The following is a 13487-nucleotide window of genomic DNA, read 5'->3' on the forward strand; positions in this document are numbered from 1 at the left end:
GGCGAACGCAGCATCAGAGCATGAACATCAACTGGGACCTCGTCTGGAGCTCGCTGGGGCCTATCCTCATCGGCGCCATCACCGGAACCATTCCGCTGGCACTGGCGTCTTTCGGTCTCGGTCTCCTCTTGGCCCTGCTCGTCGCTCTCATGCGGCTGAGCCGGAACCCGGTGTTTTCAACCGCGGCGCGCATGTATATCTCGGTTATCCGCGGCACGCCCCTCCTGGTCCAGCTGTTCGTCATCTTCTACGGGCTTCCCTCGATCGGCGTCACTATCAGCCCCTGGCCCAGTGCCATCATCGCGTTCTCCCTGAACGTGGGCGGCTACGCTGCGGAGGTCATCCGGGCGGCCATCCTCTCCGTTCCCAAGGGGCAGTGGGAGGCAGGCCATACGATCGGCATGTCCCGCCGCCAGTCGCTGGTGCGGATCATCCTGCCGCAGGCGGCACGGGTGTCGGTCCCGCCCCTGTCCAACACTTTCATCAGCCTGGTCAAGGACACGTCGCTGGCATCCCTGATCCTCGTTACTGAGCTGTTCCGCCAGGCGCAGCAGGTGGCGGCATTCAGCCAGGAATTCATGCTGTTGTACCTGGAGGCAGCGGTCAGCTACTGGATCATCTGCCTGGTCCTCGCCGGCGGCCAGTCCGTCCTGGAGAAGAGATTGGACCGCTATGTCGCCCACTGAACCGTCATCCACTGAGCCGACGCCCACCGAACCCGGACCACCTGACGCCGCGGCGCTGCTTTCCGTGCGCGGACTGCGCAAGGCATTCGGCAGCCATGTGGTGCTGAAATCCGTCGGCCTGGACGTCCGCCGGGGCGAAGTCGTCGCCCTGATCGGACCGTCGGGGTCCGGCAAGACGACCGTCCTGCGGTGCCTGAACGGACTGGAAATACCCGACGACGGCGTGGTGGACTTTGTAGGCCAACTCGCCGTCGATTTTTCCGGGCCGGTTTCAAAGAAGCAGCTGGCCGCGCTCAGGGACCGCAGCGCCATGGTGTTCCAGCACTACAACCTCTTCCCGCACAAAACCGTGCTGGAGAACATCATCGAAGGCCCGGTCCAGGTGCAGAAACGCCCTAAACCCGATGCTATTGCCGAGGCCAGGGACCTTCTGGCCCGCGTCGGCCTCGCAGAAAAGGAGAAGAGCTACCCCTTCGAGCTCTCCGGCGGGCAGCAGCAGCGCGTGGGCATTGTGCGTGCCCTGGCCCTGCGGCCGCAGCTCCTTCTTTTTGACGAGCCGACCTCGGCCCTGGACCCGGAGCTTGTTGGGGATGTCCTGACCGTCATCAAGGAGTTGGCGGATGAAGGCTGGACCATGGTGGTGGTCACCCATGAGCTGGCGTTCGCCCGGCAGGTGGCGGACGAGGTCATCTTCATGGACGGAGGGGTCGTCGTCGAACGCGGCCATCCGGACACCGTCCTGCGAGACCCCCGGGAGGAACGCACCCGGCAGTTCGTGGACCGGCTGCTCAACCCGTTCTAGGCAGGGCGCCGAGCGCGCGTAATGGCTGACTTCGAGCCCTTGCCTCGCGACGGGCGGCAGGGGAGTATATGTGGCAAACGGCAGGAGGCCCGCCATGACAGTGCAGCTCGGCAAGTTTGAGAGATACCTGATCGAGGAGTTCTTTGACGACTACCGTGCCGGTGCCATGAGCCAACTCACGTTCACCCGCCGGGTGGCTTTCATCACCGGCACCATGGCGGCCGCCGCGGCCGCCATGGCGTTGGTCGGCTGCACGCCGCAGGAACTCCCGCGCAGCACCGACCCGATGCCGACGCCCACCCCGTCCGCAACGCCAACCGGCACCGGCACGCCGTCCGGCTCCTCTGCCGCCGGCGCCGTGCCGGGCGCCAAAAGTCCCTTATCCGTTCCCGAAGGCGCGGCCGGACTACTGACAGCTACGGTGCGGCTGCCCGCCGGCGGCACCGAGATTGGCGGCTACCTTGCCCGGCCTGCGGGAGACAAAGCCGGACCGGCCGTGCTCATCTGCCACGAGAACCGCGGGCTGACCCCGCATATCCAGGATGTGGCCCGTCGGTTCGCCAAAGCAGGCTACGCAGCTCTCGCCCTGGACCTGCTGAGCCGGGAGGGCGGGACTGAAAGCCTGGACCGGGACGCCGTCCCCGGCGCGCTGACCCGGGCGGGAGTGCAACGCCACGTTGCGGATTTCGCGACAGCGTTCGACTTCCTGGACTCGCAGGACTTCGTCGACGCCGGGCGGATCGCCATGACGGGCTTCTGCTTCGGCGGAGGCATCACCTGGCAGGCGGCCACGGAGTTGTCCGGGTTAAAGGCCACGTCGGCGTTTTACGGACCTGCTCCCGACCTGGACAAGGTCCCCGCCATCACAGCCGCCGTCCTCGGTATTTATGCCGAACTCGACGATCGGATCACCGGTGCGATGCCGGCCCTGCGGGATGCCCTTGCGGGCACTGAGGTCAGGCACGAGCTGAAGGTGTATCCCGGCGTCGACCACGCGTTCCACAACGACACCGGCGAGCGCTACAACGAGGCGCAGGCCACCGCAGCCTGGAACGACACGCTTGCCTGGTTCGGCAAATATGTCTAGCCGTGCGCCCGCGGCGGGAACCAGCGTCCGCAACGGCCTAACGCTGAAGCTGATTCCCTCGTCCCTCGTGTCGCTCTCCGGCTTCGTCCTGTACGTCCTGGAACAGAAACTTCCGGGGTACGGGCTGCTGGCGCTGGCCCTGGTGCTGGCGGGGTTCATTGACCGTGCGCTCCTCCGGGACCTCGCCCTGATCGCTGCCGGGCTCGTAGCCATCAGCCTGGTCCCGATCACCACTGACATCAGCACCGGGCACATGGTGGTCATGGGCACGGCGATGATCGTCGCGGTGGGAGTTCCCTATGCGGTGTCGCGATGGGTCTTCAAGGACCACGCGGTCAGGTTTCCCGTGCTGACCGGGCACCCATGGACGCGAACGGAAAAATGGTACCTCGCCGCCGTCGTGCTGATGGGATACGCCCTTCTCCCGGCGTACATGGTCAATACCGGGGTATACAGCAACTGGCCAGCGGTATCGGACCCCGAAGGAATCTTCCGCCTCTTCCTGGGCACCAACGCGCTGGGCATCTGGGACGAGCTGTTCTTTATCTGCACCGTCTTTGCGCTCCTGCGCCGGCACCTGCCGCTTGCGCAAGCCAACGTGCTGCAGGCCGTCCTGTTCACATCGTTCCTTTGGGAACTGGGTTTCCACGCGTGGGCGCCGGTGTTTATCTTTCCTTTCGCCATGCTCCAGGCGTTCATCTTCACCCGGACGAAGTCACTGTCCTACATCGTGGCCGTACACCTGCTGTTCGACTTTGTGCTGTTCCTGGTCCTGCTGCATGCACACAACCGCGCCTGGATCGACATCTTCGTCTACTGACACTGTTCCCCTCGGGGCGGCAAACTCGCCAGCCGGCCGGGAGTCCCGTTGCCGTTTGGGCAAGGGGATTCTGTCCAGATCCTGTGCGGCGATGACGGCTGCCAGGCGCGCACGTGCACGGGCCTGCTCCGCCAGCCCACTGACGTCGCTGTAGCGAGACGAGAAATGCGTGAGGAGGAGCGTGCCGGCCCCGGCGGTGGCGGCCAGCGCGCCTGCCTGCCCGGCGGTGAGGTGAAGATACCGGGCGGCGAGCGCGGCGTCGTCGTCGCTGAAGGTGGACTCCGCCACGAGGAGGTCCACGCCGTCGGCGAGTTCCCGTGCACCGTCGCATTCCGCGGTATCCATGACGAAGGCAAAGCTCTGGCCGGGGCGCGGAACGCTCACGTCCGCCAGGCGCACGCCGCGCACTGTCCCCTCACGCTGCAGCCGCGCGATCTCCGGCCCGGCGATCCCCGCCGCTGCGAGCTGATGGGGCAGGAGTGTTCGCCCCTCGGGCTCCACCAGCCGGTAGCCGAATGTGTCGATGCGATGCCGCAGGGGCCGCACCTCCAGCCCGGGCGCGATCGGGCCCGGACCGGAGTGCGGATGCAGCCGCAGGTCCAGGCCGGGGGAGGCGAGGGACACGAGGGCGCGGACCACATCTCCGCCGGCGGCTGGAAAGTGCAGGTCCACCGGGTGCTGCACGCCGTCGAGGACCATTCGTGAGAGCACGCCCGGAAGCCCGTAGCAGTGGTCCCCGTGAACATGCGTGAGGCAGATCCGCGTGATCTGGCTGGCTGAAACGCCAGCGTGGATCATCTGCCGCTGAGTGCCTTCGCCGGGATCGAAGAGCAGCCCTTCGCCGTCCCATCGAAGCAGGTAGCCGTTGTGGTTTCGGGTCCGGGTGGGGACCTGCGAGGCGGTTCCGAGGACGACCAGTTCACGCATGGGACTGAGTTTCTCACGTTGCCGCGGAACGCGCTCGCGGGCCGCACGCGGGCGCCGGCGCCCATGTGCGACACACGATATTAGGACAGAATAGTCGGGTGACCGATGCCTGTGACTTCGTGGATGCCTCGCTGCAGCGGGAGAGTTCCTGGCTCAGGGCAGAAGAGGCGCAGGCCCGGCTGGGCGACCGGCTTCAGTTCTACGGTGCATCCGTCGGCGCGGTGCGGGGGACCATCCGTGACATGCTGCGCCGCCACCGTGACCTCGTCCACGATGACATCACTGCCCTCAGCACCGAGCTGTGGTCCGTGCCCGTCTTCGAGCGCCGCCTGGCGGCGGTTGTCCTGCTGCAGTCCAGGGTGGCCTTGCTCAACAACTCCGACCTCACCCGGATCGAGGGCTTTGTGCGGGAGGCGCAGCTGGGTGAGCTGGTGGACCCGCTCGCCGTCGACGTCGTCCGTCCCTTGGTGACGGCGCTGGAAGGACAAGCTGGGATGCGGGCACATGCTGTGCTGGGGCGCTGGGCGCGGGATCCTGATCCGTGGCTGAGGCGCGCGGCGGCGCTGTCGCTTGGGGACGCCGCTCAGCCGCCGGCCCGACGCTCCACCACCGCGTAGGCCCTGCCCTCCAGGAACTCCCAGTCTGTAACCACCATGAACCCCAGGGCGCTGACGCGGTCGTTGAGGACCAGGACGTCAAAGCCGCCGTCCCGCGGCTCGGCGTCCCACGTCGCCACATGCAGTTCCTTGCCCTCGAGGATCAAGAGCTCCGTGTTGACGTCGAAATCCTCCGGCGGCTGATCGCTCAGCTGGCAGATGGCCACGCAATAGTTTTTCACCTACGGACCGCCCATCTAAGACGGATTGCCGCGTCATCCGATGCAGTGGTTCGGCCTAGTACGTGATGGAGATTCCCCGAGCCGGTGACCACGTAACCTGTCCTCCCTGATAATTTTGTGCTGCGACGCCACCGGATGCGATGTATTCGTCACTGGTGGGGTAGCCGAGGAGGCCGTTTTCCCACCCCTGAGCTGCCCAGGCCGCGCCAATGGCGCCTTTGGTGCCGTGGGCGCCCGTAGCGGCCGACCAGTGGATCTGACCTCCCTGGAAAACCTGGTAGGCGCCGCCATTCCTGAGCCCTGTGACTTCACGTGAGACCGGGTATCCCAGACCACCGTTTTCCCACCCCTGCGCGGACCACGCAGCGCCAATGGCCCCTAGCGTGGCATGTCCTCCTGATGCTGGTGACCAGTGAATCTGTCCGCCTTGGAAGACCTGGTAAACGCCGCCGCCCTTTAGCCCCGGGATTTCGCTCGAAAGAGGGTAGCCGAGTTTACCGTTCTCCCATCCCTGCCCAGCCCAGACCGTGCCAATTCCACCCCTGGTGCTGTGCGCTCCGGTAGTCGGCGACCAATGGACCTGGCCGCCTTGGAAACTCTGGTAAACGCCTCCGTTTCGGAGTCCTGAGACTTCATTCGTGACCGGGGAACCGAGCGGTCCGTTTCCCGCGCCTTGCGCCACCCAGAGCGCCCCAATGGCGCCTCTAACGGCCGGCCCGGCTGAAGGAGTGGGCGTCGGTGATGGTGACGGTGACGGCGAAGGTGACGGAGGCGGTGACGCCACAGGGGACTGGCCCAGCGCCTGCGCCACTGTACGGACCGACGTCGTACCGTTTGCTGTCCGCGCAGCCAGCCACGTGACGAACTCTTTGAACAGTGCGGGGCTGATGGACAACGTCGGATCAGTTCCGGTGGCAATTTCGTGGAAGGTCAGCTGCAGCCAGCCGCCTGTTGACTCGGCGTTGGTGACGGCAGCCTGAAGAGTTGCCATGGTCCACGTGCTGTCCACCTGGTCCGGTGCCTGGGTGACCATGGGGTTAGCCGGCGGCAGGGTCTCGGCAACAGGGCAGCCGGCGCAGCTGGCCGGAGATCGAATGTCACCGAGGCCCCGGGAACTGGCGTAGCCGCAGCCGCGGACCGCTGATTGGGCAGTGGCGTTCTCCGCCGCGAAGGGGTAGGCGAAGTTACGGACGGTGAAGCCCCAGCCTTCGAGGGTGGACTTGCTGTTGCAGGCCTCCGCACTGGCGGCCGCTGCGCTGAGCGTTGTCATGTCCGGGTGGGTCACGCTGTGGCCGCCGATCTCGTTGCCATCGGCCACGAGAGTGTTCAGGTTTGCCTGGGTGAGGAACCCGGACTGGCCCACAAAGGACGTGGTGATGAAGAAAGTTCCTACCAGGCCGTGGGCTTTCAGCTCCTGCGCTGCGGCCAACTGGCTGCCGAGTCCGTCGTCGAACGTCAGGCTGACGATGGTCGGCCCCGCGGCCTTCGAAGTGCCGGCCACGCCCGCCACTGTGCTGACAGCAAGCAGCAGCGCACCCAGGATTGCAACCCAGCGCCTGCCGTGCGGGCCTCCGGCCAAAGGTTCAGGGGGATCCGCCACGTGACGCGCGGGCTTGCGGACAGGCTGATTGGACCAACGCATGATGCCTCCAAGCGTGTGAGTCCCCCCGCAAGAACATGCACGTAGACTACGCCTCGTGGCGTCAAGGCAAAACACTCGACTTTGATTAACGCAGTACCCGAGTACACCGCAGCTACCTGCATTCCGCGCTTGGTTCGGCAGTGCGTTATCCGAATGTGACATCGGCCGAGGGGCGCGCGTACGGTGGGACAGTGCCGGTTATCTCCGATACGGGCACTCCCGGGCGGATTGCCTAACCCTGCCGCGGCCCGGGATCCGATCGAAACCATCCGGCAGGGACGGGGAAACCACTTTTGGCCTGCAGGATTGTTGTGCAGGTCTTCGGGGTGAAGCCGCAAGCCGTCCGCTGAGCGGATGGCAACTGCGGCCGGGTGTCTCCCATCCGAATCCGACAGCTAACCTCGCAGGCATCGGGAGAGGTTACTTCATGTCTTCACGCAAACTGCCCGCTCACCATCCGTCAACCGCGCCCGCAGGACGCTCCGGCGTCACAACGGCCCGCGGCAGAAGCAAGGTTGGCCGCCAGGCCGCGGCGATTGCGGCGGCTTCTGGCCTGGTCCTGTCCAGCGGGATGGCTGCGCAGGCCGCCGAGGCTCCCGCGGAACGCGATTCGGCACCGGCATCCGGCCTCGACGCCAAGGCCCAGGTGGGTGCCCCGCTCAGCGCGGACTCCCACGTCAGGATCAGTTTCGAGCGGCCGGACGTCAGCACCACCCCCGCTCCAGTGGAAGTGCCGGTTGGCGAGCCCGCCCCGGCAGAAGCGGTGGCCCCGGCTGCAGCGCCGGCACCGGTTGCGGCGCCGGCGGCTCCTGCCGTTTCCGTCCAGGTCCAGGCAGCTGCGCCGGCTCCGGCTCCTGCCCCGGCGGCCGGCGGTGTCAACGCCGCCATGGTTTCTGCCGCCTACGCGCAACTGGGCATCACCCAGGACTGCACCGCCATGGTGGAAAAGGCACTTGGCTCCGCCGGCATTCCCGTCGGCGACCTGGGACCCATGCAGTTCATGAACTACGGCTCAGTGGTGGCGGAACCCCAGCCCGGCGACATGGTGGTCCAGTCCGGCCACGTGGGCATTTACATCGGCGACGGACAGGTGATCAGCGGCGGCATGAACGGTGTCAACGCCACCGTCACCCACCCGCTGTCCTGGCTGACGGCCACCGGCGGCGTGACCTTCGTCCGCGCCGGAGCCTAGCCTGCCGGTCCCGTTCTCCCCGAGGGGCCGGGAAACCGGATGACAGGCCGGTGATCAGCTGCCTTGGGGGCAGCCGGTCACCGGCCTTCCCCGTCGCCACACATCTGCCCGGGGTTTCAGGGCGGGGAGATCGCGACCGGAACCGTGCTCTCGCCCTGTGCGAACTTGATCCGCAGGACGGCATCGCGGGTGTCCGCCGGGATAGTGAAGCGGACATCGCCCGTTTTGCTTGAATCGCCAGCCACCAGCTCGTTCAGGCCGGAATCGGGGGAGTGGCTGACTCCGACGGCGCCGAGCCTGAACGTTGAGTCCCAGAAGTTGATGTCATACCTGCCGTGGTTGGTGCATCTGAGCGTGAACGTCAACGCGATCTTGCCGGACACGTCAGGGCGCGCACGGGCACCAAGAATTTCATATTCGACGTCGGCAGCCCTGTAGCGGTGCTCGGCCGGCAGGGCTACCGCCCACTCCGGGCTGTTACCGCCGCCGGACCCGGCACCCGACGGCGGGACAGTGCCGTCCGGCTGTGCGGAGGCGCCGGTGGCGGAGGAGCCCGCCGTTGAAGCGGCGGGCTTGCCGGCGTCGAACACCCCAAGCTGCCCCAGGCCAAGCAGCAGCCCCGTCACAGCGGTGATCACCGCTGCAGCGGCGGTCAGCAGACCGGGCAGCGTAGCCCACCAGCTGGTGGGTTTCTCCTCCGCCATAGCCGTTCCCCCTCGGTCCGGTGCCAGGGTCAAGATCCGTTGTATCCCAATACTCCTGCCAGGCGGCCACCAGCGCCAGATCCCGGGTGGTGCCGCATGGAAGCCCGGCCGATACCCCGGCCTGCCAGTGCGGAACGGCCCTGTTATCCATGCCCCGACACTCGTACTCTGGTCTTTGGAGGTGATTGCCATGAAGGCAACCCAGGGAGACCGGATCACTATCCGGGGCAAGACGGTCGGATCGGCGGAGCGGCACGGCCAGATCATTGAGGTCCATGGCGCTGACGGAGCGCCGCCCTACGTGGTGCGTTTCGACGACGGCCATGAAACCACGGTCATTCCCGGCGGGGATTTCGTTATTGACAGGATCCACCCGCAGTAGCGAAGCCGCTGTGAACTGTGAAGCCGCTGGGCTGGTTCGCTGCCTGGGCGCCAGACGCCGCCTGTCTGCTATTCGGGTGCCCTGGCGAACACTGCGGCGCTGACGAACTCGATGCCCGTAAAGGGCTCGTCTCCCTCAACCCATGCATCATGCCCTGGCGGGATGCTGTAGGAGTCGTCAGCGGCGATGGTGATCTGGCTGCCGTCAGAGGTCTTGACCGTGAGTTTGCCGGAAACGCAGAAACCAACGTGGCTGAGCTGGCATGAATCGGTCTGAGCGACGGGCTTGATGCATTCGGACCAACGCCAGCCGGGTTCAAAGGTAAATCTTCCGATGGTGTAGGCGTCGACGGATACAAGATCCACTTCCGTCTTGTCAGGGCGGCGCTTTTCGTCCGGAGAATTGTGCGACTTTACTGCCAGCTGAGCGACAACATTTGTGGTCATGGCTCTCTCCATCAATCGGAGTTGCGGATGGGGCTGTCCGGTCCCGCTAGCGCGACCGGACAGCGGAGTCGGTCTGCCTGGTCTGGATCGATGCGGCGAACCGATGAAGTGATCGCTATACGATGCTCAGCTTCCTCCGATCCGGGATCCTTGTCGAGACCCGTCGGCGCCTAGAAACTGGACGAACTCCCGGACCCGGAAAAACTGCCTCCGCTGCCGCCGTAGCCGGTGGTGCTGCCCCCGCCGCGGGCTGTGCTGACGCTGCCCACGCCGGTGCTGAACCCCGTGTTGAAGGCGGGGACTGAGAAGAAGTAGTACGACGGATAGACCGTGCCAAGGATGCTGGGCTCGTAGGTACGGCCGTGCTTGACCTTGGTACCGGCCTGGGAGCTCTCCATTTCCTCGCGCATCAGCCTGGCTTCCCGGTCGGTCTTGGCGAAGCCTGCGATTATTGTGTCTGCGTGGCTTTTCAGGAGCTCAGTCAGGTGCGTCCGGGCATCCCGCAGCCGGTCCAGGGCCGTTTCCGGGCTGATGGTGCCCTCGGCGAGTTCGGCCGACCACCGTTCGATCTCCCGGTGGCTCTCGTCGCGGAAGGACCGCAGCGCCGCTGCGGTCGCCGAGTCCCCCGCGGCGTGCCGCTTGCTGAGCATTTGTTCCAGGGCTGCCAGGTCACTGCGGAATGGTGCGAGTTGCCGGTCCCACGCGGAAGCCCACGCTGATCCGCGGTTGAGCAATGCGTTGGTGTCCGCAATGACGTCATCCAGGGCATCCAGTTCAGCGGAAGCGTCGGCAAAATCCCGCACCAGCTTGAGGTTCGGCCGCCGGCTCATGGCCCGTGGAGTCAGCGCGTGCGCCCGGTTGGCCAGCTCGGTGGCGGTTTTGTACCTGGCCAGGAACGTGCGGTGCTTCTCCAGGACGGTGCTGCCGTACCGCGAGGACTCCGGAATGGTGCCGGCGTTCAGCTCGGTGACCTGCAGATCCATGCTGACGTTGGAGTAGCTGGCGTCCCCGCGGGCGAGCTCCTTGCGGCTGTCCGCCCTGGTCCGCCAGCGCACAATCAACCATGCCGCGGCACCGAGGACAGCCGCGGCCACAGAGCTCCATGCCGTCACCAGAAATGCCGTGGACCGGTACCAGGGCTGGTTGATCAGCTCCGCCCCGCGCCGGATGCCGGCGATGGTTCCGTCCGTCCATTGGGCATCCCGAAGCAAATCCTTTGAGGCGTCCTGGATGTTCTCGCGCTGTTCCAGGGAGACTTTACGGTCCTCGCCCATGTAGGTGCCCACATGGCGTCCCACCGGGTCCACGGCGAAAATGAACAGACCGTCCGCCCACTTCTGGCCGTCCCCGCTGATCCATTCCGGATGTTCGGCCCGGGCGAAGCGGAGGACTTCTTCATTGAGGTTGGCATCCGCCGAGCCCCGGTACGTGAATACGGCAACCCGGGTTGGTTCGTAGAAGTCGATGGCTTCCACCGCCGGGATCAGCCGGGTGCGGTCCAGGACTCCGGCACCGTCTTCCACCACAATCTCCACCGGCGGCTCCGCGAGGGCGGCGGCTGAACCGCAGAGCAGGCCGAGCAATACAAGCAACACGGCAGCCAGTGCTCTCCGCATGATTCCTTTCCCATGAGGCAACGATTGTCTTCAGCCTCGTTCATGCCAGCCACCGCTGATAGGGCCGAAAGTACCGTAGCTAGGGTGTGGGCAGTGCGACATACTGACCACATGGAAGCAGCGGCGGGAAGACCGAACAGGATCCTCGTGATTATCCTGGCAGTCATTGCCGTCCTGGCGGTGGCTGCCCTGGCGGTGGTCTTCTCGCGGGGCGAACCGGCCCTGCTGGACGAGTCCACGCCACAGGGCGTGGTGCAGCGCTACTCCGCAGCCGTCATCGACGGCGACGAGTCGGCGGCCACCGCCTACCTGACAGAATCCGCCCGGACGCAGTGTGTCGACTTTGAGCGGGCCTCCACGGACAACCTGCGGGTCACTTTGGTGTCCACCACGGAGCGCGCCTCGTCTGCGGACGTACGGGTCCTTATCGTGGTGTCCAACGGGGGCGGACCCTTCGGGAACTCGGAGTACGAGACGGAGGACGTGTTTGACCTCGTCAAGACGGACGGAAAATGGTTGATCGATTCCGCGCCATGGCAGCTCAGGGTCTGTACGAACCGGACGGTGAAGCAATGACCGCCGCCCGGACGGTGCCTGCTCCGGCGGCGGGTTCCGCCCAGCCGACGGTCCGCCGCCTCATCGTATACACTCTGCTTTTCGCCTTGGTTGTGGTGACGGCCATCGGCCTGAGCGGCCTGTTGGGCCGGCTCCTCGGCGCCGGCACGGTGCTTGTCGCAGGCGACGTGGCAGGCCTGGCCCGGTCGCTGGCGTTCACACTGATCGGCGGGCCCATGGCAGCAGCCCTCTGGTGGTTCGTGTGGCGGCGGCTCGACGACGCCGTTGAGCGGTCCTCCGCGGGCTGGGGGCTTTACCTGACCGGCATGTATGCGGTTTCGCTCATCACGTCTGCCACCGGGCTGCTCAGCGCCGCGGCATCCGTCATCGGAGGCGAACGTCTGGGGTGGCAGCTGTCACTGTCCAACGGGCTGGTCTGGGCAGGAGTGCTGGCCTGGCATCGCTGGATGTGGCGGCATCCGCGAAAGAGCCCCTCGCTGATTCCGGATGTTCCGACGGTGGTGGGGTCGGTCTTCGGACTCATCATCGGTGTGGGCGGCACTGTGACAGCGCTCGCAAATCTCCTCGACACTGCGATCCAGGGCTTTACGTCATCTGCGTCCATCGGGGATCCGTGGTGGAGGTTCGTGCTGCAGTCGCTCGCCTGGGGCGCCGGCGGTGCCGCCATCTGGTGGTGGCATTGGATCCACGACGGCGGGCGCCGGCTGAAAACGGACTTTGCCAACGTGGCGCTGGTGGTGGTCGGAATCCTCGGGGCCGTTCTCCTGACTGTGGGTGGCACCGGCACTGTCCTGTTCGTCCTGCTCCGGCTGGCCTTTGACCGCTCGGACCCGGTCGGCGAAATCCTGGAACCGCTTGGCGCGGCGATAGCTGCGGGCGCGGTGGGTTCCCTCATCTGGGCCTACCACCGGACCGTTTCCATGGGACGGTCAGACACCACCCTGCAGGCAGCAAAGCTAGTGACCTCCGGCGTCGGCCTGGTTGCTGCGGCCACCGGCATCGGCATCGTGGTCAACTCGGCTCTTAGCATCGCAGCGACGCCTCTGGCCGGCGACGGTATTCGTACCCTCCTGCTGGGCGGCATCAGTGCCCTGGCAGTCGGGGGCCCGCTGTGGTGGCTGACCTGGAAGCCCGGGGTGCCGCCGGAACCGACTGAACTTGGCCGCCGCGGCCGGCGCGTTTACCTCATCGCAGTCTTCGGCCTGAGCGCGATCGTCGCCGTCATCACGCTCCTGGTGATCGGGTACCGGGTCTTCGAATTCCTGCTCGACGACATCAGCGGCGGCAGCCTGGTGGACCGCCTCAGGGCGCCCTTGGGCCTGCTCGTGGCCACGGGACTCGCCGCCGGCTACCACTTCGCGGTATGGCGGCATGACCGTTCCCTCACCGCAGCCGCTGCGCCCCGCAAACGCACGGTCCGGAAAGTGATCCTGGTGGCCGGCGGTGACCCGGAGCCGCTGGTTCGCGTGGCGGCGGAGGTTACCGGTGCGATTGTCACCGTCTGGCGGAAGGCCGACGCCGGGACCTCCGACGCTGCGGACGCCGGTGCCGCGACTCCCGGTGCTGCGACCGCCGGTGCCGCGACTCCCGGTGCTGCGACCGCCGGTACCGCGACTTCCGGTACTGCGGAGGGTGCGGCGGGCGACTTGCCCGGACGGCTCGCCCAGGCACTGGAGGGTGTCGCGGCGGACCGCGTCCTCGTAGTCATAGGCCCGGGATCGCGGCTCGAGGTGATCCCGTTGGGTTCGGACTGAGCAGGCTCACAACAG

General features: G+C 66.3%; 15 protein-coding genes and 1 riboswitch. Of the genes, 9 read left to right on the forward strand and 6 right to left on the reverse strand.

The features are described from left to right. Positions 1-20: 20 nt before the first annotated feature. From JOE31_RS11080 to JOE31_RS11095, 4 genes are all read left to right on the forward strand, one after another. Complete coding sequence (locus JOE31_RS11080) at positions 21-686, forward strand: amino acid ABC transporter permease (protein WP_209744276.1); 666 nt, start codon at positions 21-23, stop codon at positions 684-686. Then, complete coding sequence (locus JOE31_RS11085) at positions 673-1488, forward strand: amino acid ABC transporter ATP-binding protein (RefSeq protein ID WP_280872792.1); 816 nt, start codon at positions 673-675, stop codon at positions 1486-1488. Before JOE31_RS11080 ends, JOE31_RS11085 begins: the two co-directional genes overlap by 14 nt. 94 nt (positions 1489-1582) lie before the next feature. Then, complete coding sequence (locus JOE31_RS11090; RefSeq protein ID WP_209744278.1) at positions 1583-2575, forward strand: dienelactone hydrolase family protein; 993 nt, start codon at positions 1583-1585, stop codon at positions 2573-2575. Then, positions 2568-3395 carry a CPBP family intramembrane glutamic endopeptidase gene (locus tag JOE31_RS11095; RefSeq protein WP_209744280.1) on the forward strand — a complete coding sequence of 276 codons (828 nt, stop codon included), beginning with the start codon at positions 2568-2570 and terminating at the stop codon, positions 3393-3395. Before JOE31_RS11090 ends, JOE31_RS11095 begins: the two co-directional genes overlap by 8 nt. Here the strand turns inward: JOE31_RS11095 and JOE31_RS11100 are convergent. Continuing rightward, positions 3291-4322 carry a ribonuclease Z gene (locus JOE31_RS11100; RefSeq protein WP_209744282.1) on the reverse strand — a complete coding sequence of 344 codons (1032 nt, stop codon included), beginning with the start codon at positions 4320-4322 and terminating at the stop codon, positions 3291-3293. The two genes, JOE31_RS11095 and JOE31_RS11100, sit on opposite strands and share 105 nt — an antisense overlap. A gap of 98 nt (positions 4323-4420) precedes the next feature. Between JOE31_RS11100 and JOE31_RS11105 the strand changes: the two genes are divergently transcribed. After that, entirely contained in the window at positions 4421-4939 is a 519-nt protein-coding gene (locus JOE31_RS11105) for a DNA alkylation repair protein (RefSeq protein WP_209744284.1), read from the forward strand. On the opposite strand, the gene JOE31_RS11110 is transcribed toward JOE31_RS11105, so the two are convergent. Both JOE31_RS11110 and JOE31_RS11115 read right to left on the reverse strand, forming a co-directional pair. Beyond that, the gene (locus tag JOE31_RS11110; RefSeq protein WP_011692182.1) at positions 4906-5145 is read right to left on the reverse strand and encodes a hypothetical protein; all 240 of its coding nucleotides are present in this window, start codon (positions 5143-5145) and stop codon (positions 4906-4908) included. The genes JOE31_RS11105 and JOE31_RS11110 overlap by 34 nt on opposite strands. 70 nt (positions 5146-5215) lie before the next feature. Then, positions 5216-6802 (reverse strand): polysaccharide deacetylase family protein, encoded by a 1587-nt coding sequence (locus tag JOE31_RS11115; RefSeq protein ID WP_209744289.1) that lies wholly within the window; start codon positions 6800-6802, stop codon positions 5216-5218. 229 nt (positions 6803-7031) lie between these two features. After that, positions 7032-7226: riboswitch (cyclic di-AMP (ydaO/yuaA leader) on the forward strand. 3 nt (positions 7227-7229) lie between these two features. On the opposite strand from JOE31_RS11115, the gene JOE31_RS11120 reads away from it, so the two are divergent. After that, positions 7230-7994 carry an NlpC/P60 family protein gene (locus tag JOE31_RS11120; protein ID WP_209744292.1) on the forward strand — a complete coding sequence of 255 codons (765 nt, stop codon included), beginning with the start codon at positions 7230-7232 and terminating at the stop codon, positions 7992-7994. A gap of 116 nt (positions 7995-8110) precedes the next feature. Here JOE31_RS11120 and JOE31_RS11125 read toward each other — a convergent pair whose 3' ends face one another. After that, on the reverse strand, positions 8111-8698 hold the full coding sequence (locus JOE31_RS11125; RefSeq protein WP_209744295.1) for a hypothetical protein: 588 nt from the start codon (positions 8696-8698) through the stop codon (positions 8111-8113). Between the two features lie 190 nt (positions 8699-8888). Between JOE31_RS11125 and JOE31_RS11130 the strand changes: the two genes are divergently transcribed. Next, positions 8889-9080 carry a DUF1918 domain-containing protein gene (locus JOE31_RS11130; RefSeq protein WP_209744297.1) on the forward strand — a complete coding sequence of 64 codons (192 nt, stop codon included), beginning with the start codon at positions 8889-8891 and terminating at the stop codon, positions 9078-9080. A 68-nt stretch (positions 9081-9148) separates the two neighbouring features. Here the strand turns inward: JOE31_RS11130 and JOE31_RS11135 are convergent, their stop codons facing one another. Further along, positions 9149-9526, reverse strand: coding sequence for a cupin domain-containing protein (locus JOE31_RS11135; protein WP_209744299.1), 378 nt, complete (start codon positions 9524-9526; stop codon positions 9149-9151). 170 nt (positions 9527-9696) lie between these two features. Continuing rightward, complete coding sequence (locus tag JOE31_RS11140; RefSeq protein ID WP_209744301.1) at positions 9697-11142, reverse strand: DUF5129 domain-containing protein; 1446 nt, start codon at positions 11140-11142, stop codon at positions 9697-9699. A 147-nt stretch (positions 11143-11289) separates the two neighbouring features. On the opposite strand from JOE31_RS11140, the gene JOE31_RS11145 reads away from it, so the two are divergent. After that, complete coding sequence (locus JOE31_RS11145; protein WP_307864405.1) at positions 11290-11718, forward strand: hypothetical protein; 429 nt, start codon at positions 11290-11292, stop codon at positions 11716-11718. Beyond that, positions 11676-13472, forward strand: coding sequence for a DUF5671 domain-containing protein (locus JOE31_RS11150; RefSeq protein WP_307864406.1), 1797 nt, complete (start codon positions 11676-11678; stop codon positions 13470-13472). Before JOE31_RS11145 ends, JOE31_RS11150 begins: the two co-directional genes overlap by 43 nt. The last annotated feature ends 15 nt before the right edge of the window (positions 13473-13487 follow it).

This window comes from Arthrobacter sp. PvP023 (genome assembly GCF_017832975.1).
Classification (GTDB): Bacteria; Actinomycetota; Actinomycetes; order Actinomycetales; family Micrococcaceae; genus Arthrobacter.

What these genes read in the sequence shown, in the direction of transcription:
- JOE31_RS11130 (WP_209744297.1), top strand. Translation starts at nt 8,889, where the DNA reads ATGAAGGCAACCCAGGGAGACCGGATCACTATCCGGGGCAAGACGGTC.
- JOE31_RS11100 (WP_209744282.1), bottom strand. Translation starts at nt 4,322, where the DNA reads ATGCGTGAACTGGTCGTCCTCGGAACCGCCTCGCAGGTCCCCACCCGG.
- JOE31_RS11120 (WP_209744292.1), top strand. Translation starts at nt 7,230, where the DNA reads ATGTCTTCACGCAAACTGCCCGCTCACCATCCGTCAACCGCGCCCGCA.
- JOE31_RS11095 (WP_209744280.1), top strand. Translation starts at nt 2,568, where the DNA reads ATGTCTAGCCGTGCGCCCGCGGCGGGAACCAGCGTCCGCAACGGCCTA.
- JOE31_RS11140 (WP_209744301.1), bottom strand. Translation starts at nt 11,142, where the DNA reads ATGCGGAGAGCACTGGCTGCCGTGTTGCTTGTATTGCTCGGCCTGCTC.
- JOE31_RS11085 (WP_280872792.1), top strand. Translation starts at nt 673, where the DNA reads ATGTCGCCCACTGAACCGTCATCCACTGAGCCGACGCCCACCGAACCC.
- JOE31_RS11115 (WP_209744289.1), bottom strand. Translation starts at nt 6,802, where the DNA reads ATGCGTTGGTCCAATCAGCCTGTCCGCAAGCCCGCGCGTCACGTGGCG.
- JOE31_RS11125 (WP_209744295.1), bottom strand. Translation starts at nt 8,698, where the DNA reads ATGGCGGAGGAGAAACCCACCAGCTGGTGGGCTACGCTGCCCGGTCTG.
- JOE31_RS11080 (WP_209744276.1), top strand. Translation starts at nt 21, where the DNA reads ATGAACATCAACTGGGACCTCGTCTGGAGCTCGCTGGGGCCTATCCTC.
- JOE31_RS11090 (WP_209744278.1), top strand. Translation starts at nt 1,583, where the DNA reads ATGACAGTGCAGCTCGGCAAGTTTGAGAGATACCTGATCGAGGAGTTC.
- JOE31_RS11150 (WP_307864406.1), top strand. Translation starts at nt 11,676, where the DNA reads ATGGCAGCTCAGGGTCTGTACGAACCGGACGGTGAAGCAATGACCGCC.
- JOE31_RS11135 (WP_209744299.1), bottom strand. Translation starts at nt 9,526, where the DNA reads ATGACCACAAATGTTGTCGCTCAGCTGGCAGTAAAGTCGCACAATTCT.